The following is a 20,685-nucleotide window of genomic DNA, read 5'->3' as shown; positions in this document are numbered from 1 at the left end:
AAGGCTCCTGCTCCGTGCACAAAGCGGAGCGAGCCTGGTACCTGTCTATTCATACAGTAAAGCTCTTGCAAACAATGTCCTCACCCATCATTCCTTGGATGAGCGGCAAACGCCGGCTGGCCGACCGTTTTACCGCCGCCACCGCTCCGGCAATCAACCTGCTGCGCATTGAAGAAAATCTGTCTGCAGCTTGGCAGCGGTTGTCCGGCTCCTATGTTGAAAACTTGCCCTGGCTTGAATGTGCCGAGCGCTACGACCGGCCACACACCTTCCACTATATGGACCCGCCTTACTGGCAGACCGCTGACTACGGCGTGGACTTCCCGTTTGAAAACTACGAGCGCATGGCTGATTTTATGCGGCGCTGTAAAGGGAAGGTGATGGTCAGCATCAATGACCATCCGGACATTCGGCGGGTGTTTGAAGGGTTTCACTTTGAGACGACTGAGATCCACTACACAACCACGAATAAGCGGCAGGGGAAAGCTGAGGTGACGGGGGAGCTGATTGTTATGAATTGGGTGCCGGAGGCTTTGGGAGGGTTGTTTTAGAGTGTATAGATGGAATCGCTAGCAGTCCGTGACGAAGGGCTGCCATCGGCCTATTCTGTTGAAAAATTCGATTTTCCCCAAACACTCGAATATGGATGGGCGAAAACACCTGTTTTGTACGTTGTCACGTGAAATCCGAGGCCTGAACCTTCTGCCCAAAATTCTGATTTCAATCTCAGGCGCGTACTTTTCTGCGTTGGAAAGCATGGCCGACTTTTTCAACAGAATCGGCCAAAAGCTGTCATTCATCTGATCTCCAAACCAACGGAAATCATCGGGAGGACGATAACCGAGAATTGACAAGGCACCAGCGGTCGGACTCCCCTCAAGAACCGCTCGGGCACGCCGATGACGTAGGTGTTAGTTTGCGCGGCTCCGGCCACGAACCGGAATCGCAGACAGGGATGTTTGGACGTCTTTCACGCCTAACCAGGCGTACTTCATTCCTGTCATGAGTATCATCCGATGCTGCAAAAATCCCTGAGAACTCAAATCCTCGCGCTGCTGAGCGGCAGCCTGTTGGCGATGTTGCTGATTGCTTTAGCATGCTTTCATTTCCTGTCCAACGGCGTGCAAAACTACGCCAACTTAATCGAAGGCCCGCTGCACACTTCGCAATTGATCGACGAGGCCAACCTGCAATTCAAGGTGCAGGTTCAGGAATGGAAAAACGTATTACTACGGGGCAAGCAGCCGGCAGAGCTGGATAAATATTGGAAGCAATTCGAAGACCGTCAGCGCGACGTACAGGGGATCCTTGGCGAACTGGCTAACCAGAAAGGACTGGACGGCCAACTCAAGACCCGCATCGACCGCCTGCGTGACGAACACCGTCAGTTGGGCAGCGCTTACCAGAAAGGTCGCGATGCCTATATTGCCGCGGGTGCAGACCCCACTGCAGGCGACGCCGCCGTCAAAGGAGTTGACCGTACCACCAGCGATCAGATGAGCGAACTTGTTGGCGAACTGCGCAAGCAGGGCACCGAGCAATCTACACTGATCAGCGCCGCTGCCAATCGCACGGTGATGCTGGGGATTATCGTGATGCTCGCCTCGGGTTTGTTGATCGGCCTGTTGAGCCTTTGGCTGATCAACCGCAACTTGGTTGACCCCATCCGCAAGCTAATCGACTACGTGGCGCAACTGAGCCAAGGGAAATTTGCCGAGCGCGTGGCCAGCAGCCGTGAAGACGAGTTGGGCAAACTAGCCATGGCCGCCAACACTTTGCGCGACTTTCTCGCCGAAACCTTCAACCGCTTGCAGCGCAGCGCCAAGGATCTGGACAGCGCAAGTGGCGAGTTAAACGCCATCGCCGGTCTCATGGCCTGCGGCACTAACGAGCAGTTCAACCGTACCGATCAGGTGGCTACGGCTATGAACGAAATGTCCGCCACCGCCCAGGAAGTGGCTCGTCACGCAGCCGATGCCGCACGCGCCGCCGATGATGCCGACCAATCCGCGCAGCATGGCGAAAAAGTCATGCGGGGCACCATTCACACCATCACCCAAATGCGTGGCGAGATCGCTAACACAGCCACGGTCATCCGTCGGCTGGAAACCGATAGTGGCCGCATAGGCAAGGTGCTGGAAGTGATTCGCGGCATCGCCGAGCAGACTAATTTGCTGGCGCTTAACGCGGCGATAGAGGCGGCCCGTGCCGGTGAAGCCGGACGCGGTTTTGCGGTCGTGGCCGACGAAGTGCGAAACCTGGCCCAGCGTACGGCGGCGTCGATCATCGAAATCAACCAGATCATCCAAACGGTGCAAATCGGCGCGGTGGACGCGGCTCAGGCCATTGAAAGTGGCCAGTCGCGCAGTGAAGAAAGTGTCGCGCAAGTGAATGAGGCCGGAGCGATGCTGCAGCGTATCACCCATGCTGTGGAAGCCATTCGCGACATGAATCGCCAAATTGCCACCGCTGCCGAAGAGCAAACCTCGGTGGCGGAAGACATCTCGCGCAACCTCACCGAAATCACCACGATTGCCAGTACCAACCTGGACAACATGCAGCGCACCGAAGCGGCAAGCCGGAACCTTCACGGGTTATCAGGGCAGTTGAATAAAGTGACGGCACGTCTGAGTGCTTAGCCGGACCGTTAGTGGTTAGATCGGCTTCAGGCAGAGCTGCCATGTTAGAAGACCGAGCCCCGTATTTAGTCATAGCCTTATATGGGGCAAATGCTCTGACCAAAGATTCTCAGCATTTGTGTAACCTTCGGGCGATGAGACTTAATCTACTAAACGTATGCTTTTTTTGGTGCCACTTGGGGCAGTTTTTTGCCAAGTAATTGTGCCAGCAACTGCGCCAGGTCCAATAATTGGGTCTCCGCTCTTTCAAGCGCTGTAACTGCGTAACGCTGCCAAACCTTTTCAAGTGACCGCAGGTCAGATTCAGTCAAGGCTTTCTGGCACCCTTGAAAATGGTCATGCCAGGCACCCAAAGTCGAAGCGTTCCGGCAACACATCTGCCGCCCATCACCAAGTGTTGCGGTGTTCGTAGTCTGAAGCGCAGCACCTCGGGCAATTTTCCATCAGTAAAATCGTCCCATAGCAGGCACTCAACGTCTCATTCAGGGCGTGCGGGAATGCACGTAGGGTGCCAGTGCTTACGGCAATTTACGCGCACTCCCGCACTCCCGCACTCCCGCACTTTCGGGCTCTGCTAGAAGCTCCACTCCTCAGTCCGAACTAGCTTGCAGAACGGGCCGTCAAGAGTTGCATTGTGATGGTTAACGATGTCCTCAGCTTTCATCACTGGCGTGTCTGAACAGGTATGGCCTTCGGCGATGAGTACCGCATCGAAGCCAAGATCACGAGCAGCACGGCAGGTGCTGTCGACGCAGTATTGAGTTTTCATCCCAGTGACTACCACACCGGTGGCGCCACAAGAGCGCAAATTGTCAGCTAGGTCGGTCATTTCAAAGGCATTGGGCCGCCGTTTTTCGAACACCACTTCCCCACCCAACAGCTTCAGTTCTTGTGCAACCATCGTTAGCGGGCTGCCTGGTTCGATGGGAGAACCAGCGGGCCCGATGTGGCGCGCGAGAAAAATCGGAGCGCCTGCACTGCGTGCCTTGTCCATTAAGGTATTCAGTGTTTCCAGCAACTCTTCGCAGCGCCATAGTTTTTCCGGGCCGTGAACAAGCCCGACTTGGATATCGAGTATCAACAGGGCGTACATGGGTGCATCTCCTTGCGTTTGAGCCAGCGACACAAGGGCGTAAAAAAGGCCCTGTCCATCACTGGCGGGCCTTTGAAGTTCGTCTGCTATTGGCTCACGAAACCTCGCACGCTCCGCTTTCAGCGGTCGTGGTCGTGGTCGTGGTCGTCGAGGTGAGGCAATAGGTATTCATTGATCGACACTAGCAATATCGCAGCGAGCTGACCAGCCAGGATCCTAAAGTGAGTGCTTTGGGCGGATGGGGTCGTGTAAGTTTACGGAAATCAGGTCTTGTCTAACTCAAGCGGGCTGCCAGTTATGCGCCAGCAACTGGTAGATGTCACACGCCCGCTGCGTCGGAAGGCGCGTGAGAACATCCTCCAAGTAAATATACGGATCATGCCCGTTCGGAGGCGCCGATTGGATCAGACTCATGATCGCCGCCATGCGTTTTCCGCTGCGTAATGACTCTGCGAAGAGCCAGTTCCTGCGTCCAAGAACCCATGGCCGGATCTGGTTCTCTGCCCAGTTGTCTATGGGTACGGCCCCGTCATCATCTGTAGATGTTGGTCGAGATCTGCCAATCCTTGCAGGTAACAGATCACGACCGTCTATTTTTGGCAGGCCTCATCTTTTAACGAAAGCGGCCTCAGGCTACTTGCTAGCTTTCGCCAAAATGCAATTACCCAGCTGACTAAACCGCTGATCAAGACCTTCTTTTGCAATGTAATTCGGGCGCCCCGTATCCCCAAGTGATTATAGTTTTGGCCTGCTGTTCCCAGAGCGTTTCATTGCGCCCAAGATACTTTAAGCCACTGCCACCTAACTGCTGGTACATGAGCGATACGCTGTCGCCACGCTCCGCGATTAATGTCGGCGGATCGGTTTTAAAGAACATGACAGAAACCTCGCTGGCAGGCTTTCCTTCGCATTCGTAATAGAAAGGGCCGATTTCCGGTACCAGTCTGTACCGTGCTTGCAACTCGGCGATGCGACGCTGGTACTCTATGCGCAAGCATGCACCGACGTCATCACTCTTCCAGCAATCGTCGCGACCCTTTATCCATCCACGTTGTTCTGCTTTAAGCCGTGGGGGATGCTCGTTACCGGCCTTGATTCTTGCGCTGTCATAAACGACTGACAGATTGAGATCGAGCGCGGATAACGCCTTGTCCTCACATATCATCGCTTCGATAGCGCCGGGTTTCACATTTGCGCAATCGTAAGAAGGGCCAGGCGTCACATTGGCTGTTGACGATTTCCTCGTACTGCCCTCGGCCCCTTGCATCCCATTGATTTGCTGATCAATGTATTGGCACCACTGATCGGAGCTTCGTTCAGGGACATTTGGCCTATCGCGAACCCTTAATTTGAATTCGATCACCGACTTCCATTCATCGGAGCCTATATCCGGCCCATGCCCTTGCCCGTCAGTTGTATGCAGTATCTTATCGATCGATTCATACCATTGGTGAGTGCATATCGATTGAGCCTGAGCAACGCCTGTGGCGCTAACCAACAACAAAACCAGATATTTGTTCATGCGTTGTCCTTTTTGATTTAAGCAGTTGCCAAGACCCGGCCTAAGCATGATTCCTTCCCCAGCGTTCGGTTAAAAATATTCGATTTAGCTGAAGACCTACGCCAGTTCTTAGCGGAAAGCAGTAGCTCACACACTATTACTCGCTTTAGTTTAAGGTGGTCCGGTGGGCACATATACAAGCATGCACAAAACCCATCCTACAGCCCACGGTTTACCGTTTGCCAATGCACGAAAATCAGTGATTTCTTTCTGCCAAAATAAATAGATTATTTGTTTAATTACAGTGAGTTACGAAATTTACGCTCGAACATGGGGGGCTAGGGGCCGAGTGTTCGAATCACTCCGTCCCGACCATATTCTTCAATGGCTTTGGACTGGTCCTGCATGTCCATCCCAAAGGCTACAGATCCTGGCAAGTGGTCATCAATTTAGGCCGCGGTAAAAAATCCATCAGACTTTTTCGTTTCTTAAATACGGTGGTGAGGCGATGGCGTATCAGGCAGCACGAACGTTCAGGGACGAGATGGTGCTCAGCCATCCTCCACAGCAGCAACACGAGCGGCTATGTGGTGTATACAAGCGCTCAGGTGGCAAGCAGACCTATTGGGTGGCTCAGACGCTCAAGTATGACGGCAAGTATGTGCGCACGTTCTTTAACGTTGCTCCGCTGGGCGAAGAACAGGCCTTGGCACTTGCCAGCGAGAACAGATTTCCAACCGCCAGTGCCGTAACGTCGGTAGGGAGCGTTTGTATCAGGAACTGATTTGCAGGCAGAAAAGCAGTCCAGAGCAATGAATCGATCTAGCCTGTGGACAGCTGCTACTTGCTAAAGAGGACTCATCCATGCAGTTGAGACGGTGAGTGGCCTGAAAGTAGAGCCGTTTTCAGGCGTCGGGGCTACGCCGAAGAGGTCAAGCGAAGCCCCTTAAACCCCACGTGCCGCCCCTTGATTCATCTGCCTTGCGCCAGACCATGGTTGCAGTCGTTGGGCTTGACCAGCGGCTACGGTGAAGTGCTGGGCTTGACCAGCGGCTACGGTGAAGTGCTGGGTTTGCCTAGCAAAATCTCCGTGCTTTGTTACTGGTTTGCAGATCGCCGCATGACCATGCCGTACGGCACCTGTCCGGGCCCACTGTGTATTGGCTGTAGTCATGCATTGCCACGGATGACTTGGCCAAGGTCAAAATCCGCTACGGGGATGAGGGACGATGACGCCGTACCGTTTGCCAGATATTGACGCCTCACTGGATAACTAAGCGCTACGCTCAATACATAAATAATTGGCAGCCATGATCTCGCCTGTTTTAAAGGAGGCACGACGGTGAGTGTGAACACGATTGATTGCAGTGCAGCGTTTGTGGCCAATGGGGCCGTTAACAACTCCCGTTTTATTTCAAGTTTCTGCAAAGCAAGGATCTGGTAGTTATGTATACCCGTCCCGAGGGGGCAGTTCGAATCTGGTGATGGGGTTGCATTACACGGTCACCGGCGTGGGTCATGATAATGACGCGAGCATCACGACCAGAGAGATTCTGGCTGGCCCAGGGTAATTGATCATATTTCGGGATAGAGCGGTTTATCAGCAGGCTATGTCACGTAACGAGGGAACGTTAATGCACAAGACGCACACAGGCCTGCTTGGCAGATTGGCCCGGCTAGTTCAGCAAGGTTTTGCACTCTTTCGACTGCCTTTGACGCGGCCGTTTGGGCGTGACTATTACGAGGCACAGAATCGCCGCATTACCTCAGTCAAAGACCCTGTTGACCCGCAGGATGTAGCGACTAAACACTCTGTTGAAAAACTTATAGCTGAACGTGTCGCCAGCGCTGAGGACCTCGCTGATACAGCAGACAACATTATTTATGTCGGCCCAAACGAAGAGATTGCAAAAGTGCAGCATCTGTCTGGCTCGCAGGGTTCGCTGTTGTTGGGGCATAACTCTGAGACGGTGGCGGATGTACTAAGGCGTGTTGGCGAAAACAGTTACTTTGCCATGGGAGGCGTTGTTCAAAACACCCGTGACTACTCGCTGAACGGTGACAACGTGCTGCCCGAACTTACTGTGTTCGCCAAAGTGAATTTTGATGCTTCGGGCTATCATGCCTCAGGCTCATTGGGGAGTTTGACAACGACCGCTTCCCCCGCCGGCTCAGACTTCTCGCTTTACATGGTGACCGTTGTGCTTCAGACCGAAGTTGCAGGTTGCTTGAATATCAAGTTCGACGGCGCGCCGATAATGTCTGATCAGCCTTCGGGCTACTTGTTTTCAACAGCGCCCATCAAAACAGAAGGGGTCGAAAATAACCGCGCCATTGACGCCAATACCTACAACTTCATCTACGCGACGAGTGGGACGGCGTTCGCAACGGTGTCTATAGAGAGTGATGCCTTGTGGGGCGGCCGGGTCTATTCGTTATCCCTTGTGCCTGTGGCGGAGACGATGTTTGCCCTGGCGGGAGCGGGTACAGAGAACGGGCCAAAAAATCCGATTGGTTTCAAGGCCTGCGCTTATGGTCGAAACGACATTGCATTTGGGGATAGATACACACTTGCCAGCCTTAAATACGATGGATTACCTCAAACCCCTGCGCATAACCTTGCGATTGGCGCCAAAGCTCTGGCAACCAATCAGTTCGGTGACCAGAACACCGCGATTGGGACCTACGCACTTGAATTCAACGAAACATCAAACAACATTGCGTTAGGGTACTCGGCTGCAAAACTCAATACTAAAGGCCGAGAGCTGACAGCTATTGGCTACAAATCCCTAACCAATAACACCACAGGCTCGGCCAACACAGCGACGGGATTTTGGTCGCTAGGTCTGAATACAACCGGTACAGATAACAGTGCGTTTGGTTGGTACTCATTGCGAAATCTGCTGCTGGGTAACTTCAACACTGCCCAAGGCTCCAACGCTGGAATGATGGCCTTGTCCGGGTCGGGTAACACTTATGTGGGGGCATATGCCGGTTACGGCAATGGGGTTGCCTATGCCACCTATGCCAATACAACGGCCGTGGGGCGAGAGTCCTTGGCCGCAGGTGACAACGCCATCGCCATTGGTTTCCAGGCGCGAAGCGGCTCCTTGAGTCTTTCGTCGCCATTTTCGGTGGCCATTGGTTCATCTTCTAGGGCGACAGGTGCCACGCCTTGCGTGGCTGTCGGAGCTTCTAGCATGGCAAGTGGTGACAGAACGGTGGCCATTGGCGAGTCTGCGGTTGCTTCAGGCCCTAAATCAGTGGCCGTTGGCGCTTATTCTGAGGCCAGTGCCCAATATGTTACGTCTGTCGGCACTCAGGCGGGTGCAGGCAGTACCGGGATCAACAACACTTTTTTAGGCGCCCTGGCAGGATTTTCTCCAAACGCTTTCAACGGTTGTACCCTGCTTGGATCGAGCACTGCTGCGACCGGGGATAACCAGGTTCAGTTGGGCGCGTTCGGTACGGTCCCGTACGCGTTCGCGGCTCTTCAAATTCGCGCGGATGAGCGTGATGCGACGGATGTGAAGCCGCTAAAAAAATCATATGAGTTTATTCGTGCTCACAAAGGCATGGCGATTCAATACAGATACGACCTGCGGGCGCAGTATACGAGCGGTAAACCAGATGGGTCTAAAGCCGGAAAATCCCTCCATGCGGGTTTTCCTGCGCAGAAGGTTAGCGCGCTTGCCAAAAAGATAGGCATCACGTTCACGGGTGTAAGCCATCACGCAGATACCGGCGGGCTTGATGTCTGGTCAATGGGGTATGAGGAGTACGTTCCGCATTTGGTGGAAGCACAAGCCATCGCGATAGAAATGCTAGAAGCCCAAGCATTAGAGATAGAGCGGCTGTGGGCACGGATAAAAGTGCTGGAGGGGCAGAAGGACTAGACATTCATCACGGCATTAGCCCGGTATGAGCGTTTACATCGAGGGGGCGGGCAGTGATGCCCAAGTCGTACCCCAGAACTAGCGTGTTAAGGCGTTGCCTGAGCGTGATGGCTCAAGGCAACGCCGTATCGTGATCGCCTCTCTTGCAGTGCGCGGACACGTATTTACAAGTGCTCTGAACGAAGATATGCCAGGTTTTTTGCACTAAGTAGCTGTTTTTTAATAAATTTGTACGTTTGGGGGTTCCCAGATGAAACAAATGTTGGTAAATTTGCGCGCATTCCTGGACAGGTCATCACATGGCCTGCTGCAGAGGGCATATATGCCACCTGCGCAGAACAACCAGGAATAGAGTGCCAAGCACTCGTCGCAACAGATACAGGGGCGTCGCCAAGCGGTAAGGCAGCAGGTTTTGATCCTGCCATGCGTTGGTTCAAATCCAGCCGCCCCTGCCATTTTCTCCAAGCTTATTTATTCGAACCACCAGCGCCTCTGCGTCAGGTGATTTCGTTGTCTGTTTTATCTCCTCCTCTATTTATATCCTTGTTCAGCACGCGCTGTTTGCGCTGTCATGGCCAAGTGTTATTGCGCACTTGAAGCCTTAATCAGTAATGATTGGCGTGCCCGCACGCCAATCCCGTGGTGGTTATGCCTGGGTGCTGCTCAGTGGTGGGGTGCGAGGCGGGATCATGCGCTTTGAGCCCGTGGCCTCAAACGCGCTGGCCAAGCCGAGCAATGACGAATCATCGTAGGCGCGCCCGGCAAATGTCAGCCCGACCGGCATCCCGATATCCTGCATCACGCCCATGGGTACGGTCACCGTCGGAACGCCCAAGTGGCGGATGGCCAGGTTGCCGTTAGCCACCCATACCCCATTGCTCCAGGCAATGTCGGCAGATTGCGGGTTGACGTCGGCATCGGCCGGCCCGACGTCGGCCACGGTGGGAAAGATCACCGCATCAAGTTGCAAGTGATCCATCCAGTCTTCGAGGTCGATTTTGCGTGTCTGTTCCAGTCCGCGTAAACCGTCGGGCAGCGTCGTGATCTGGTCCCACGGCGTGATCCCGCGCTGGGCCATTTTCACGTATTCGTCCATGCCGGCGGCCAGATCGTCTTCGCGGTTGGGCAGGGTGCCGGGGTCGTGCGGGAAAATCTTCGGCCCGTCGACATCGGCCAGCCGATTCAGTTTTGGGTCGCCATTGGCACGCAAGAAGTCATCGAAAGCCCAGGCCGACAGCTCCCACAATTCGTCATGCATAAAGGCTTTTGATACCAGGCCGCGATTGAAAACCGTCGGTGCGCCTGGGCGGTCACCCTCACAGTTGGACACCAGTGGGAAGTCCACTTCAATCACCTGTGCCCCGGCCGATTCGAGCGCCTTGCGTGCCTGCTCCCACAGCGCAATCACAGAAACGCGGGTGATGATTTTTTGCCCGGTGGGGCCGCCAATGCCTGGCTTTTCTGCGGTGCCTGCCTCAGGGTCTGCGTTGATGTACATGCGGGGCACACCGAAGCGCTTGCCGGCAAGCGATTGCGGGCTTGCGGCCAGTTGTGAATACGAAGCAGGGCGCACTGAAGATGCGCGAGGGATCGGCACCCACGGCTGCAAGCGCCACAGGTCGCCACGGGTATCCGGGTCATCGGCGACCACAATGTCGAGCACTTCAAGCAGGTCAGCCATGGTTCTGGCGAAGGGCACCACCACGTCCATAGTCGGGGTTAAAGGCCAGTTGCCACGCACTGAAATCACACCGCGCGAGGGGGTGTAGGCACACAAACCATTATTCGATGCCGGGCCGCGACCGCTGGACCAGGTTTCTTCAGCCAGGCCAAAGGCTGCGAAGCTGGCGGCGGTGGCTGTGCCTGCGCCGTTGGAGGAGCCGCTGGCAAACGGTGCGGTTAGATAATGCGCGTTGTAGGGGCTTTCGGCGCGGCCATAAACACCGCGCTGCATGCCGCCGTTGGCCATGGGCGGCATGTTGGTTTTGCCCAGGCAGATGGCACCGGCAGCGCGCAGGCGCTCGATGGTGAAGGCATCGCGATAAGCAATCAGGTTCTTGAAGGCCGGGCTGCCAGAGGCTGCGGTCAGCCCTTTGACCAGATAGCTGTCTTTGGCGGTGTAGGGGATACCGTCCAGCGGCCCCAGGGGCTTACCTTCTGCGCGACGGGCATCCGCTGCCTGAGCTTCTTCGAGCGCTTGCGGGTTGCGTACCACGACCGCATTCAGTGCGGCGTCGGTGTTTGGACCGTCATAGGCTTCGATGCGCGCCAGGAATGCCTCGACCAGCGCTACGGCAGTCGTTTGTCCCGACTCAAGCGCGGCGCGCAGTTGGGCTATCGATACTTCAGTCACTTCGATCATGCCTTCCCCCCCGTTGATCGGGAGGTGGACAGGAGACTGCGCTCATCAGGCCTGCAGTGGGTTTCAGAGGCATTGTGTTGCTCAAAATGGCTTGTCATATCGGTTCTCATTGCACGGCTCACACAACAGGGGCTGAACGTGGGGTCAGAGCTTATCTAATCCGTGGGCGGTTAGGCCATCTGCGATGCACATTCGGGATAAATCCCCGCTTCTAGCGCAGCCTCGATGAGTCAAGGCCAAAGGTGAAATAAGCCTGCAAATTGGATCCGACTGCATAACCTGCTGAAAAGATTCAGCTTATGGACAAGTGGAATGGGCTTATAAGTCTAATCTAATGAAAAATATGTGGTTATTTAATGACTTAGATCAGTAATAAATTGAAAATATTCATGCAAAATATCTTGTTACGAGTTGTAACGCTGAGGTAAGATCGCCCCGCGTTCACCTACCACGGTTTATGCATTTTTAAGGCCCAAGTTTCCATCAGCTACTTGGGCTTTTTTTTGCGTGCGATTTTTATTGGATCCAAAAGCGGGCAGCCGTGGATCCGGTTATCGCGTGAGAGCCGTTGTGCCGTCAAACACAGGCTTACCCTGCATCTGCTCAGTGCTTGAGCGCCACATCTTCAGGATTGATGGTCTTGCACACTTGCTGCATCGACTGCGCTTTGGACTCCTCGCCGTTCTCTAGAGAGAACTGGATCAGCCACAACCGCGCCTCACGGTTGAAAGGTTGGCGCTTGAGCCGTTCTTCCCATTGCTCGTAGGCTTTGCCCTGCGGTTTCAAGCCCAAGTCGATCGCATCACCCATCGCCACTGCCCGGTTCAAGGCATTGGGCGACAGCCTGTCGTGAGCTACATCACTGTTTAATGACGGGCGGTGCGCGTGCGCAGGGAAAATGAAACCGCGCTATCAGCGTGCTATCGTGCTTGCCATTTTTGAGGGGATACGTGATGCGAATGCTGATTGGCGCTGTGAGCCTGGCCCTGCTGGCCGGTTGTGTTTCATCTGCGATGAACGAGGCCCGCAACCAAAAGCCGTTTCGCGTGCTGATGTCCGACAAACCGACACCGCTGGTGGCTCAGTGTGTTCAATTTGCGTGGCAAGACGAAGCGGTTTACGGCGTAGATGCCAGTGGCTACATGGACAACGCTAACAACGGCCGGATGACGGTGTATACCCGTGGCGCCGAGTCGTTTGCTGACCTGCAACCTCAAGGCACGGGGACCGGGGCCAGCTACTACGCCGTCAAACCCGATGACAGCGTGGCCTTGCGCCGTCTGGCCGCGTTGGCCACGTGCTTGTAACGTCGCAACGTTGGCGCTGAGATTGACCCCGTGAGCCTGCGTCAGGGTTTTGTGCTGACCCGTCATTGGCGCGATACGCCGTCGGGCATCGAAGTCGAATTCTGGTTGGCCACCGATGAGGGGCCGCAACAGGTGCGGCTGGCGTATCAGACCTCGACCGCATTCATCCCGGCCCAGCAGCGCGAGCAGGCTGAGGCGTTGTTGCAGGATGAACGCAACGTTGAGTTTCGCGTGTTGGCTTTGTGCGACTTTCAATCGCGCCCGGTGGTGGGGCTTTATTGCCAGCAGCACGGGCAGTTGATCGACATCGCCCAGCGGCTACGGCGTGCCGGACTGGATGTGTATGAGGCCGACATTCGCCCCCCGGAACGCTACCTGATGGAGCGCTTCATTACAGCCCCCGTGAGTTTCAGCGGCCAGGTGCAGGCTGATGGCCTGCTGCTCAATGCGCAAATCAAACCTCACCCCGACTACCGGCCGCGTTTGAAACTGGTGTCGCTGGACATTGAGACCAGCGAGCAAGGCGACCTGTACTCGATTGCCCTCGAAGGCTGCGGCCAACGACAGGTGTACATGCTGGGCAAGGCCTCTGAGACCGACAGCGCTGTCGATTTCGACCTTGAGTTCTGTGCCAGTCGTGGTGAGCTGTTGCAGCGTTTGAACCAATGGATGGCCCTGCACGACCCGGACGCAATTATCGGCTGGAACGTCATCCAGTTTGATATGCGGGTGTTGCATGAGCACGCGCGACGTCTGGGCATCCCGCTGTTGCTGGGGCGTGGCGCCAGCGAAATGCAATGGCGTGAGCACGGCTCGCGCAACAACCATTTCTTCGCCAGTGCGGCGGGCCGTCTGATCATCGACGGCATTGAGTCGTTGCGTTCGGCAACGTGGTCATTTCCCTCGTTCAGCCTGGAAAACGTCGCTCAAACCCTGCTCGGTGAAGGCAAGGACATCAGCACGCCGTATCAGCGCATGGACGAGATCAATCGCATGTTCGTCGAGGACAAACCTGCGCTGGCGCGTTACAACCTTAAAGACTGTGAACTGGTCACGCGTATCTTCGAACACACCGAACTGCTCACGTTTTTGCTGGAGCGCGCCTCAGTGACGGGGCTGGAAGCGGACCGCAGTGGCGGCTCGGTGGCCGCGTTTTACCATTTGTACATGCCATTGATGCACCGCCAGGGCTTTGTCGCGCCCAATTTGGGCGACAACCCGCCCCAGGCCAGCCCCGGCGGTTTTGTGATGGAGTCCCAGCCGGGTTTGTACGAGTCGGTGCTGGTGCTCGATTACAAGAGCCTGTATCCGTCGATCATCCGCACATTTTTGATTGACCCGCTGGGGTTGGTTGAGGGCCTGCGCGATCCGCGCGATGAAGCGTCGGTGCCGGGCTTTCGCGGCGCACGGTTCTCCCGCACCCGGCATTGTCTGCCCGCGATCATCGAGCGCGTGGCCAACGGCCGCGAAGTGGCCAAGCGTGAAAAGAATGCGCCACTGTCCCAAGCGCTAAAAATCATCATGAACGCGTTTTACGGCGTGTTGGGGTCCAGTGGCTGTCGCTTCTTCGACACCCGGCTGGCTTCGTCGATCACCTTGCGCGGTCACGAGATCATGCTCAAGACCCGTGCGCTGATCGAAGCCAAGGGTTACAGCGTGATTTACGGCGACACCGACTCCACCTTCGTCTGGCTGCGCAGTGAACACAGCGAAGCCGACGCCAGCCGTATCGGCCGTGAATTGGTCAGCGACGTCAATCAATGGTGGCAGGCCCATGTTCAGGCGCAATATGGCCTGAGCAGCGCGCTGGAACTGCAATTTGAGACCCACTACCGACGCTTCCTGATGCCGACCATCCGCGGGGCTGAAGAGGGCAGTAAAAAGCGTTACGCCGGGATGATTGAGCGCCCCGACGGTCAACTGGAGATGGTCTACAAGGGCCTTGAAACCGTGCGCAGCGACTGGTCGCCGTTGGCGCAGCAGTTTCAGCAGGCGCTGTACGAGCGCATCTTCAAGCGTCAGCCGTATCAGGACTACGTACGCGATTTTGTGCGCAGTACCCTGGCGGGCGAACATGACGAATTACTGATCTACCGCAAACGCCTGCGCCGCCCGCTCAGTGATTACGAACGCAACGTGCCGCCCCACGTGCGGGCGGCGCGCCTGGCCGATGACTACAACGACCAGCACGGGCGGCCACGCCAATATCAGCGTGGTGGCAGCATCCGCTACGTGATTACCGTGGCCGGGCCACAGCCCCTGGAAAACCTGACCGCTGCGGTGGATTACGACCACTACCTGACGCGTCAGCTACAGCCTGTGGCGGATGCGATTCTGGTGTTCGTCGATGACGACTTCAGTGCGCTGGTCGGCGGGCAACTGGGACTGTTTTAAGCCTTGTCGGCTGCATCAGCCAGGGCTTTGGACTTGGCGCGGTCTTTGGCGGCCTTGGCTTCAACGGCCAGGCACTCCATGCAGAACTGCTCTGCATAGGTCATGAAAATCTCGGTGGTGTCGTTTTTGATCGTGCGTGAACCGGCGAGGATGTAGCGCATGCGCTTTTCCGTCACGCCGATGCGCGAGGCAATCCAGGCCGGGGTTTGGCCGATGCGGTCGACCAGTTTGTTGGCGTACTCGGTGTCAGGGTTGTAGCGGTCAGCGTTGGGGTACATGGGGGTTCCGTGTGCGGTGGATTCTGAGCAGGGCGGCAGGGTACTCCTTTTTGCCGGGGCAAGTCTGGCAAATCCCGCGCTAACCGACGCCCAGCAACTGCCCGCCTGCGCTGCATGAACGAGCGTTCCTGACGTTCACCCACACCCGCGAGAGGAATGTTCATGACGGCACTGGACGTTTTTTGGGTCGGCCTGGGCGGTGGCCTTGGCACATTGCTGCGCGGGTGGATCGGCCTGCGGGACGCACGGCGGTATAAAGGCGACCTGCCGCTGGGTACGTTCTTGATTAACGTCAGCGGGGCTTTCGTGATCGGCTACCTGCTGGTCTCGGTGTTGCTGGGCGTGGCCACGTCGTTGTTCAAGAGCAAGCGTATCAATCAGTACGTCCATGTCATGGTTGGCACCGGGATCATGGACGGGTTATCGACGTTCTCAAGCTTTGTGTTTGGCGCGGTGCAAATGATGAATGACCCGGCGCAGGTGTTTGTGTCTGTGTGTTATCGGGTGGCCAGCCTGGTGGCAGGGTTTGTTGCGGTAGCACTGGGTTTGATCGCCGGTGCCAAGTGGCCAGCACCGCGTGCAACCGACACTGCGCAGTGACACGACATACCCGCACGCAAGCGCTTGCGTACGGGTTGAACGCGTAAGGCTTAGCCCAACGAGGTGCGTTTACCGAAGAACATGTCGGTGATCAGGTCGTTATTGATCGTGTCGCCTTGCAGGGTGCGCACCAGCAGTTCGCTGGCCAGCTGCGGCAGTGAAAGCACCATGGTCGGGTTGACGCGCTTGACCTTGTTCATGTTTTGGCTTTCGTTGACCAGCGCAATGGTTTGCGTGTTATCGCCCACCACTTCTTTGGCCGCCAGCACCACGAATACGTTTTCTGCGTCACTGTCGCACAACGTGACGATGTATTTGGCTTCACCCGCACCGGCCAATCTCAAGGTGGACGCCGCCGAGGTATCGCCCTCGATAATGTCTGCTTTATCCGGCAAATCGTGCTGGGTGCCAGGTGCGCACACCACTGTCACATGCTCTCCGCGATCAGTCAGGCTCTTGTAGACGTTTTGCGCCAGCGAGCTGGCGCCCACCAGGATGTAGTGATTTTTACGTGCCATGTGGGTAATCCTGCCTTTAACAATGCGTTGGAGGTTGTTGCTGATCAGCGGGCCGGCAATCGAGGCCACCGAGATCGCGAAGATGGTGATGCCCAGAATGATCACGGTCAGGGTGAACATGCGCGCATCGGTGGTGTGCGGCACGATGTCGCCAAAGCCCACGGTCGACATCACCACAATGGCGAAATAGAACGCGGTCGGAAGATCGCTCACCTGGGGTGCAAACTGCTCGCCCATGTAGAGCGTGCCGAGCATGCTGTAGACGATCAATGACGCCACACTGACCACGGCAAAGAAGCTGCCGGTGGCCAGGCTGTAATGGTCAAAGCGGCGCCAGTAATACACCAGCACCGCAATGGTGAAGAGCGAGTAGAAGGTTGTCCCGGTGGTTTTTTTTACGATGAACACGTCGACGCAGACGGTGGACACCAGCAACAACAGGGCAAAGAACCAACTGATGCGTGACTTGATCACCAAACCGATGGACATCAACAGCAACACCAGCCCGACCACGAAACCGGGTATTTCCAGTAAGGCCAAAAAGCTCAAGGCCTCCTTCCAGGTGTCGAAGGTGTCTAAGGCCGCGTTGGAGTGCGCGACCCCGCGTTGCAACACCGGCAAAAATAAAAGAAAGCCATTGATGGCCACAAGCAAGGCGACCCCATAGGCAAAGGAAAGTCTGGCTTTTATGTCCTCTTTTAAAGTCATGGTTGCTACGACGCCTCAGTGAAAGAGTGGGTGGAGTGTCGATCAGGTAATAACGGGCACATCCCTTTGCTGAACCTGTTCATCAGGCATTGGCTCCTAAGTGGTCATAACCGCGCAGGTAGTAATTCAAGGCTGAGATCAGCCAGCACAACACGAACATGCCGATGATCCAGTAGCCAATTTCACCGAAGTGATCGCTGATCGCATTGATCGGGGTCCAGATGCCGCCGCTCAATTCAAGTTTGTCGGCAATCAGCCCGAGCGCTTCAACACCGCCGATAAATAACGCGACCACCACCGACGCCGCCGTGATGGTGATGTTGTAGTACAGCTTGCGCACCGGCTTTGAAAATGCCCAGCCGTAGGCGCCAATCATCACGAAGTTATCCAGTGAGTCGATCAAGGCCATGCCCACGGCGAACAGCACCGGGAACACCATGATTGACCACAGGCTGATGCCGTGGGAGGCGCTGGTGGCGCTGATGCCCAGCAGTCCGATTTCGGTCGCGGTATCGAACCCCAGCCCGAACAGAAACCCCACCGGGTACATGTGCCAGCTTTTGTTGACCAGGTTGAACACTCGGCGAAACAGGCGCGCCATCAAACCGCCGTTGTTGCTGACAATCCCGTCCAGCTCTTCAGGGGCGAAGGTTTTACCGGCTTTGACCTGTTTAAATTTTTTGTACACCGAGCGCAAAATCACCAGGTTGAGTACGCCAAACAGCAGCAGGAATAACGACGACACAAGGGTTCCGATCAGCCCGCCGGTTTCATGGAACCAGGCCATATCGTCCTTGAACGCCATGGCGGTGGCCGCGATGGCAAACGAGGCCAGCACCACAATGGTGGAATGGCCGAGGGAAAAGTAGGTGCCCACGGCTATCGGGGTTTTACCTTGCTGCATGAGTTTACGGGTGACGTTGTCGATGGCGGCGATGTGGTCAGCGTCCACCGCATGGCGTAAACCAAAACTGTAGGCCAGCAAAGCCGTGCCCATCAATACCGGATTGGTACCCAATTCACTGAAGGCCCAGAGCCAGGCCAGCGCGTTGGCAACAATCAGACCGATCAGCAAATAGATCGCGTTGCGCGTGGTCCTCGAAGGTGCCGTTTGGACCAGGGGTTGGGCTATCGCTGTCATGTAAAGGCTCCGCTAAGGGGTAGATCGCTATTGTCGGTGGGCAGGCATGACGTCCTTGTTGGGCACCAGAAACAGCCACGACGCCAAGACAAACGGCATGGTCAAGGTCGGTATGCCCACCGGCGTCAGTAGCGTATTCAAAGCACCCTGTACAAATACAGTGAAAATTACGCCGATCAGGGTGTAGATCAGCACACGCCAGCTGAGTTTATTAAACGTCGAACCCAGCGCAATGGCCGTCAGCACGGCACTAAAGGCATACATGCCATTGTTGATATTGGCGTGCTCGGCTTGCAGCACCGTGGCGGTGAGCACAGCCCCAGGCCACGGCCGGAATGCCCTCGCTGTAGGCGCCGACGAAGATCGCGGCGAAAAGCAGCACGCCGGTCAGCGGGTTGTTCTGGAACATGACCTGAGCACAGCCGCGCAGGCTGACATCGATGATCTCAATCAGCCGATTGCTGTTTGCCCATTGTGTGCATTTGGGTGCGGGTGCATTGGCAACATTCATTGAATGTTCTCCCCATTAAAGATTCTCCGCAGGCTGCGAGCTGTTGATAGCTGAACCCGCGAGACCGCCTGATTAACGCCATAGGAATTGCGCTGGCAACGTCACGCCCAGCCTTTCTTCGCGGGCGATTTTCCAGAACTCTCGGATCTGCGCTTTGACCTCGCCGCTGTCATTGCCCAGCACGTTGAAAATCAGCCCGCAGTTATTCGGCAAGCGCGTCACGCCACTGGCCAGCCCGGCCTTGATGTCGCACAGGGTAGGTACCCGCTCGACAATCCGCTCGTGGTGTTCTTTGGGCGTCAGCAGTACCACATTGGCGAACACATCGAGGTCGGGGCGCTCTGGCACACGCGGTGAAAAGTAGGCCTCGTACAGGTTAATTTGCCGGACGAAAACGAGGTGTCCCTGATGCCTCAGGAGCAGGGCAGATGCAGGAATTGAACACAAAGAGGGGGGATGCGATGGCGCAATAAAAAAGGCCATTACCTTCATGGGGATCCGGTAATGGCCAAAAATCTCAACCAAAGAGAGCGTCAGGACTGACCTGACGGAGGCGAATGTATCAATCAGCCACTTAGTTAGCTAGCTAAGCAGGTGTGAAACAGTTTTACCCTGTGCGCAACAATGGTGCGTTTTTGATTCTCTGTTTTGAAAGCGCCTGCTTCGCTGAGCCGGGTATCGAAAGACTCAGGTCGGTTCAAGACCTTTGAACTGTTCACCTGAAGGGTTAAACGCTACCCTTCGGCCCCATGCATATACCTGACATGAATCTATTGGTTGCCCTCAACGTCCTGCTCGAAGAAGGCTCTGTGGTGGGCGCTGCCCGGCGCATGAACCTCAGCGCACCGGCCATGAGCCGTACGTTGACGCGTATCCGCGAAGCGCTCAATGACCCGATTCTGGTGCGCTCCGGTCGCGGGCTGGTGCCCACGCCGCGCGCCCTTGAGTTGCGTGAGCAAGTGCGCGGGGTGGTGGAGCTGGCGCACGGCGTTTTTACCCAAAGTCAGGACAGTGATCTGCGCCTACTGGACCGTACGTTCAGCATTCGCGCCAATGATGTGTTTTTCGGCGTTTACGGCGGAGCCTTGCGCCAGCAAATGGCGCTGGAGATGCCCAATGCCGCCCTGCGCGTGGTGCCCGAAGGCTTTACGGATGATGAGGCGCTGAACGAGGGGCGTATTGATCTGGCGATCAGTGCCACCCATCACTTCAGTGCCGATATCAAGGTGCAGCAGCTGTTTAGTTGCCCCTTTGTAGGGCTTGCCCGTGAAGGGCATCCGATTTTTGAGCAGGCCATGACCCCGCAACGGTTCGCGGGCTTCGACCACATCAGCGTGTCGCGCCGGGGTCGTGCCCGTGGGCCGATTGATGCGGTGCTGGCTGAACTGAACCTGGAGCGCCGGGTGCTCTTCACCACGCCCACGTTCTACTCGGCGATTTTTGCGTTGGCCGACTCGGACCTGATTTTGCCGTTGATGCCGCAACTGTTGCTCAGGACCCTTGAACCGTTGGGTTTGAAGCTCAAGGCATTCGAACTGCCAATTGCGTTGCAACCGGTTGAAATCTGCCAGGCTTGGCACCCACGCCTCGATAACGACCATGCGCATCGCTGGTTGCGACGCACCTTAAAAAACCTCTGCGATCACGCGTCGGTTTAAGGGTCGCCAGTCGATTGCGTTTGGTGCAATCCACAGTTGTCGATATATCAATTTTTATAGCTATCAGCGCTGATTAAAC

General features: G+C 56.0%; 16 protein-coding genes, 1 tRNA gene and 3 pseudogenes. 9 read left to right on the top strand and 11 right to left on the bottom strand.

Annotated features, from left to right (window positions below; all coding sequences use genetic code 11):
* Nucleotides 1-131: 131 nt before the first annotated feature.
* The 3 genes and pseudogenes from GYN01_RS01465 to GYN01_RS22605 all read left to right on the top strand — a co-directional run.
* Nucleotides 132-551: pseudogene (locus tag GYN01_RS01465) on the top strand (DNA adenine methylase); the annotation flags it as partial.
* Between the two features lie 465 nt (nt 552-1,016).
* Nucleotides 1,017-1,706: pseudogene (locus GYN01_RS22610) on the top strand (methyl-accepting chemotaxis protein); the annotation flags it as partial.
* 54 nt (nt 1,707-1,760) lie between these two features.
* Nucleotides 1,761-2,639, top strand: coding sequence for a methyl-accepting chemotaxis protein (locus GYN01_RS22605; protein WP_420850374.1), 879 nt, complete (start codon nt 1,761-1,763; stop codon nt 2,637-2,639).
* 574 nt (nt 2,640-3,213) lie between these two features.
* Here GYN01_RS22605 and GYN01_RS01455 read toward each other — a convergent pair.
* The 3 genes and pseudogenes from GYN01_RS01455 to GYN01_RS01445 form a co-directional block, all read right to left on the bottom strand.
* The gene (locus GYN01_RS01455; protein WP_048365682.1) at nt 3,214-3,732 is read right to left on the bottom strand and encodes a cysteine hydrolase family protein; all 519 of its coding nucleotides are present in this window, start codon (nt 3,730-3,732) and stop codon (nt 3,214-3,216) included.
* A gap of 279 nt (nt 3,733-4,011) precedes the next feature.
* Nucleotides 4,012-4,266, bottom strand: a pseudogene (locus tag GYN01_RS01450) (transposase domain-containing protein); the annotation flags it as partial.
* Between the two features lie 151 nt (nt 4,267-4,417).
* Nucleotides 4,418-5,254, bottom strand: a complete 837-nt coding sequence (locus GYN01_RS01445; protein WP_203306490.1) for an MliC family protein — start codon at nt 5,252-5,254, stop codon at nt 4,418-4,420.
* A gap of 1,589 nt (nt 5,255-6,843) precedes the next feature.
* On the opposite strand from GYN01_RS01445, the gene GYN01_RS01440 reads away from it, so the two are divergent.
* Both GYN01_RS01440 and GYN01_RS01435 read left to right on the top strand, forming a co-directional pair.
* A complete protein-coding gene (locus GYN01_RS01440) occupies nt 6,844-9,129 on the top strand; it encodes a hypothetical protein (protein WP_203306489.1) in 2,286 nt (761 codons plus the stop codon).
* A gap of 380 nt (nt 9,130-9,509) precedes the next feature.
* Nucleotides 9,510-9,584 (top strand) — tRNA-Gln (locus GYN01_RS01435).
* A gap of 191 nt (nt 9,585-9,775) precedes the next feature.
* Here GYN01_RS01435 and GYN01_RS01430 read toward each other — a convergent pair.
* Nucleotides 9,776-11,491 (bottom strand): amidase, encoded by a 1,716-nt coding sequence (locus tag GYN01_RS01430; RefSeq protein ID WP_048399624.1) that lies wholly within the window; start codon nt 11,489-11,491, stop codon nt 9,776-9,778.
* A 603-nt stretch (nt 11,492-12,094) separates the two neighbouring features.
* Nucleotides 12,095-12,301, bottom strand: coding sequence for a hypothetical protein (locus GYN01_RS01425; RefSeq protein ID WP_203306488.1), 207 nt, complete (start codon nt 12,299-12,301; stop codon nt 12,095-12,097).
* Nucleotides 12,302-12,444: 143 nt separating this feature from the next.
* On the opposite strand from GYN01_RS01425, the gene GYN01_RS01420 reads away from it, so the two are divergent.
* Entirely contained in the window at nt 12,445-12,798 is a 354-nt protein-coding gene (locus GYN01_RS01420; protein WP_203306487.1) for a hypothetical protein, read from the top strand.
* 30 nt (nt 12,799-12,828) lie between these two features.
* On the top strand, nt 12,829-15,192 hold the full coding sequence (locus GYN01_RS01415; RefSeq protein ID WP_048365688.1) for a DNA polymerase II: 2,364 nt from the start codon (nt 12,829-12,831) through the stop codon (nt 15,190-15,192).
* On the opposite strand, the gene GYN01_RS01410 is transcribed toward GYN01_RS01415, so the two are convergent.
* Nucleotides 15,189-15,470 carry a hypothetical protein gene (locus GYN01_RS01410; protein ID WP_048365689.1) on the bottom strand — a complete coding sequence of 94 codons (282 nt, stop codon included), beginning with the start codon at nt 15,468-15,470 and terminating at the stop codon, nt 15,189-15,191. The genes GYN01_RS01415 and GYN01_RS01410 overlap by 4 nt on opposite strands.
* 162 nt (nt 15,471-15,632) lie before the next feature.
* Between GYN01_RS01410 and GYN01_RS01405 the strand changes: the two genes are divergently transcribed.
* Nucleotides 15,633-16,070, top strand: coding sequence for a CrcB family protein (locus GYN01_RS01405; RefSeq protein WP_048365690.1), 438 nt, complete (start codon nt 15,633-15,635; stop codon nt 16,068-16,070).
* Nucleotides 16,071-16,120: 50 nt separating this feature from the next.
* Here GYN01_RS01405 and kch read toward each other — a convergent pair whose 3' ends face one another.
* The 5 genes from kch to GYN01_RS01385 form a co-directional block, all read right to left on the bottom strand.
* Nucleotides 16,121-17,296, bottom strand: a complete 1,176-nt coding sequence (kch, locus tag GYN01_RS01400) for a voltage-gated potassium channel protein (RefSeq protein WP_048365691.1) — start codon at nt 17,294-17,296, stop codon at nt 16,121-16,123.
* An 82-nt stretch (nt 17,297-17,378) separates the two neighbouring features.
* A complete protein-coding gene (locus GYN01_RS01395) occupies nt 17,379-18,437 on the bottom strand; it encodes a HoxN/HupN/NixA family nickel/cobalt transporter (RefSeq protein ID WP_203306486.1) in 1,059 nt (352 codons plus the stop codon).
* Between the two features lie 27 nt (nt 18,438-18,464).
* The gene (locus tag GYN01_RS22220; RefSeq protein ID WP_241485719.1) at nt 18,465-18,752 is read right to left on the bottom strand and encodes an urea transporter; all 288 of its coding nucleotides are present in this window, start codon (nt 18,750-18,752) and stop codon (nt 18,465-18,467) included.
* On the bottom strand, nt 18,688-18,948 hold the full coding sequence (locus GYN01_RS22215) for an urea transporter (RefSeq protein ID WP_238936068.1): 261 nt from the start codon (nt 18,946-18,948) through the stop codon (nt 18,688-18,690). The genes GYN01_RS22220 and GYN01_RS22215 overlap by 65 nt, the downstream gene beginning before the upstream one ends.
* A gap of 72 nt (nt 18,949-19,020) precedes the next feature.
* A complete protein-coding gene (locus tag GYN01_RS01385) occupies nt 19,021-19,296 on the bottom strand; it encodes a hypothetical protein (protein ID WP_238936067.1) in 276 nt (91 codons plus the stop codon).
* 401 nt (nt 19,297-19,697) lie between these two features.
* On the opposite strand from GYN01_RS01385, the gene GYN01_RS01380 reads away from it, so the two are divergent.
* The gene (locus tag GYN01_RS01380; RefSeq protein ID WP_048365694.1) at nt 19,698-20,606 is read left to right on the top strand and encodes a LysR family transcriptional regulator; all 909 of its coding nucleotides are present in this window, start codon (nt 19,698-19,700) and stop codon (nt 20,604-20,606) included.
* Nucleotides 20,607-20,685 lie beyond the last annotated feature (79 nt).

This window comes from Pseudomonas weihenstephanensis, assembly GCF_016812185.1.
Classification (GTDB): domain Bacteria; phylum Pseudomonadota; class Gammaproteobacteria; order Pseudomonadales; family Pseudomonadaceae; genus Aquipseudomonas; species Aquipseudomonas weihenstephanensis.
The sequence above is the reverse complement of the archived record's forward strand: the minus strand, read 5'-3'. Positions and strand labels throughout refer to the sequence as shown.

Excerpts from the sequence above, each read along its gene's own strand:
- GYN01_RS22605 (WP_420850374.1), top strand. The coding sequence starts at position 1,761 with ATGGCCGCCAACACTTTGCGCGACTTTCTCGCCGAAACCTTCAACCGC.
- GYN01_RS01455 (WP_048365682.1), bottom strand. The coding sequence starts at position 3,732 with ATGTACGCCCTGTTGATACTCGATATCCAAGTCGGGCTTGTTCACGGC.
- GYN01_RS01445 (WP_203306490.1), bottom strand. The coding sequence starts at position 5,254 with ATGAACAAATATCTGGTTTTGTTGTTGGTTAGCGCCACAGGCGTTGCT.
- GYN01_RS01440 (WP_203306489.1), top strand. The coding sequence starts at position 6,844 with ATGTCACGTAACGAGGGAACGTTAATGCACAAGACGCACACAGGCCTG.
- GYN01_RS01430 (WP_048399624.1), bottom strand. The coding sequence starts at position 11,491 with ATGATCGAAGTGACTGAAGTATCGATAGCCCAACTGCGCGCCGCGCTT.
- GYN01_RS01425 (WP_203306488.1), bottom strand. The coding sequence starts at position 12,301 with ATGGGTGATGCGATCGACTTGGGCTTGAAACCGCAGGGCAAAGCCTAC.
- GYN01_RS01420 (WP_203306487.1), top strand. The coding sequence starts at position 12,445 with ATGCGAATGCTGATTGGCGCTGTGAGCCTGGCCCTGCTGGCCGGTTGT.
- GYN01_RS01410 (WP_048365689.1), bottom strand. The coding sequence starts at position 15,470 with ATGTACCCCAACGCTGACCGCTACAACCCTGACACCGAGTACGCCAAC.
- GYN01_RS01405 (WP_048365690.1), top strand. The coding sequence starts at position 15,633 with ATGACGGCACTGGACGTTTTTTGGGTCGGCCTGGGCGGTGGCCTTGGC.
- kch (WP_048365691.1), bottom strand. The coding sequence starts at position 17,296 with ATGACTTTAAAAGAGGACATAAAAGCCAGACTTTCCTTTGCCTATGGG.
- GYN01_RS01395 (WP_203306486.1), bottom strand. The coding sequence starts at position 18,437 with ATGACAGCGATAGCCCAACCCCTGGTCCAAACGGCACCTTCGAGGACC.
- GYN01_RS22215 (WP_238936068.1), bottom strand. The coding sequence starts at position 18,948 with ATGAATGTTGCCAATGCACCCGCACCCAAATGCACACAATGGGCAAAC.
- GYN01_RS01380 (WP_048365694.1), top strand. The coding sequence starts at position 19,698 with ATGCATATACCTGACATGAATCTATTGGTTGCCCTCAACGTCCTGCTC.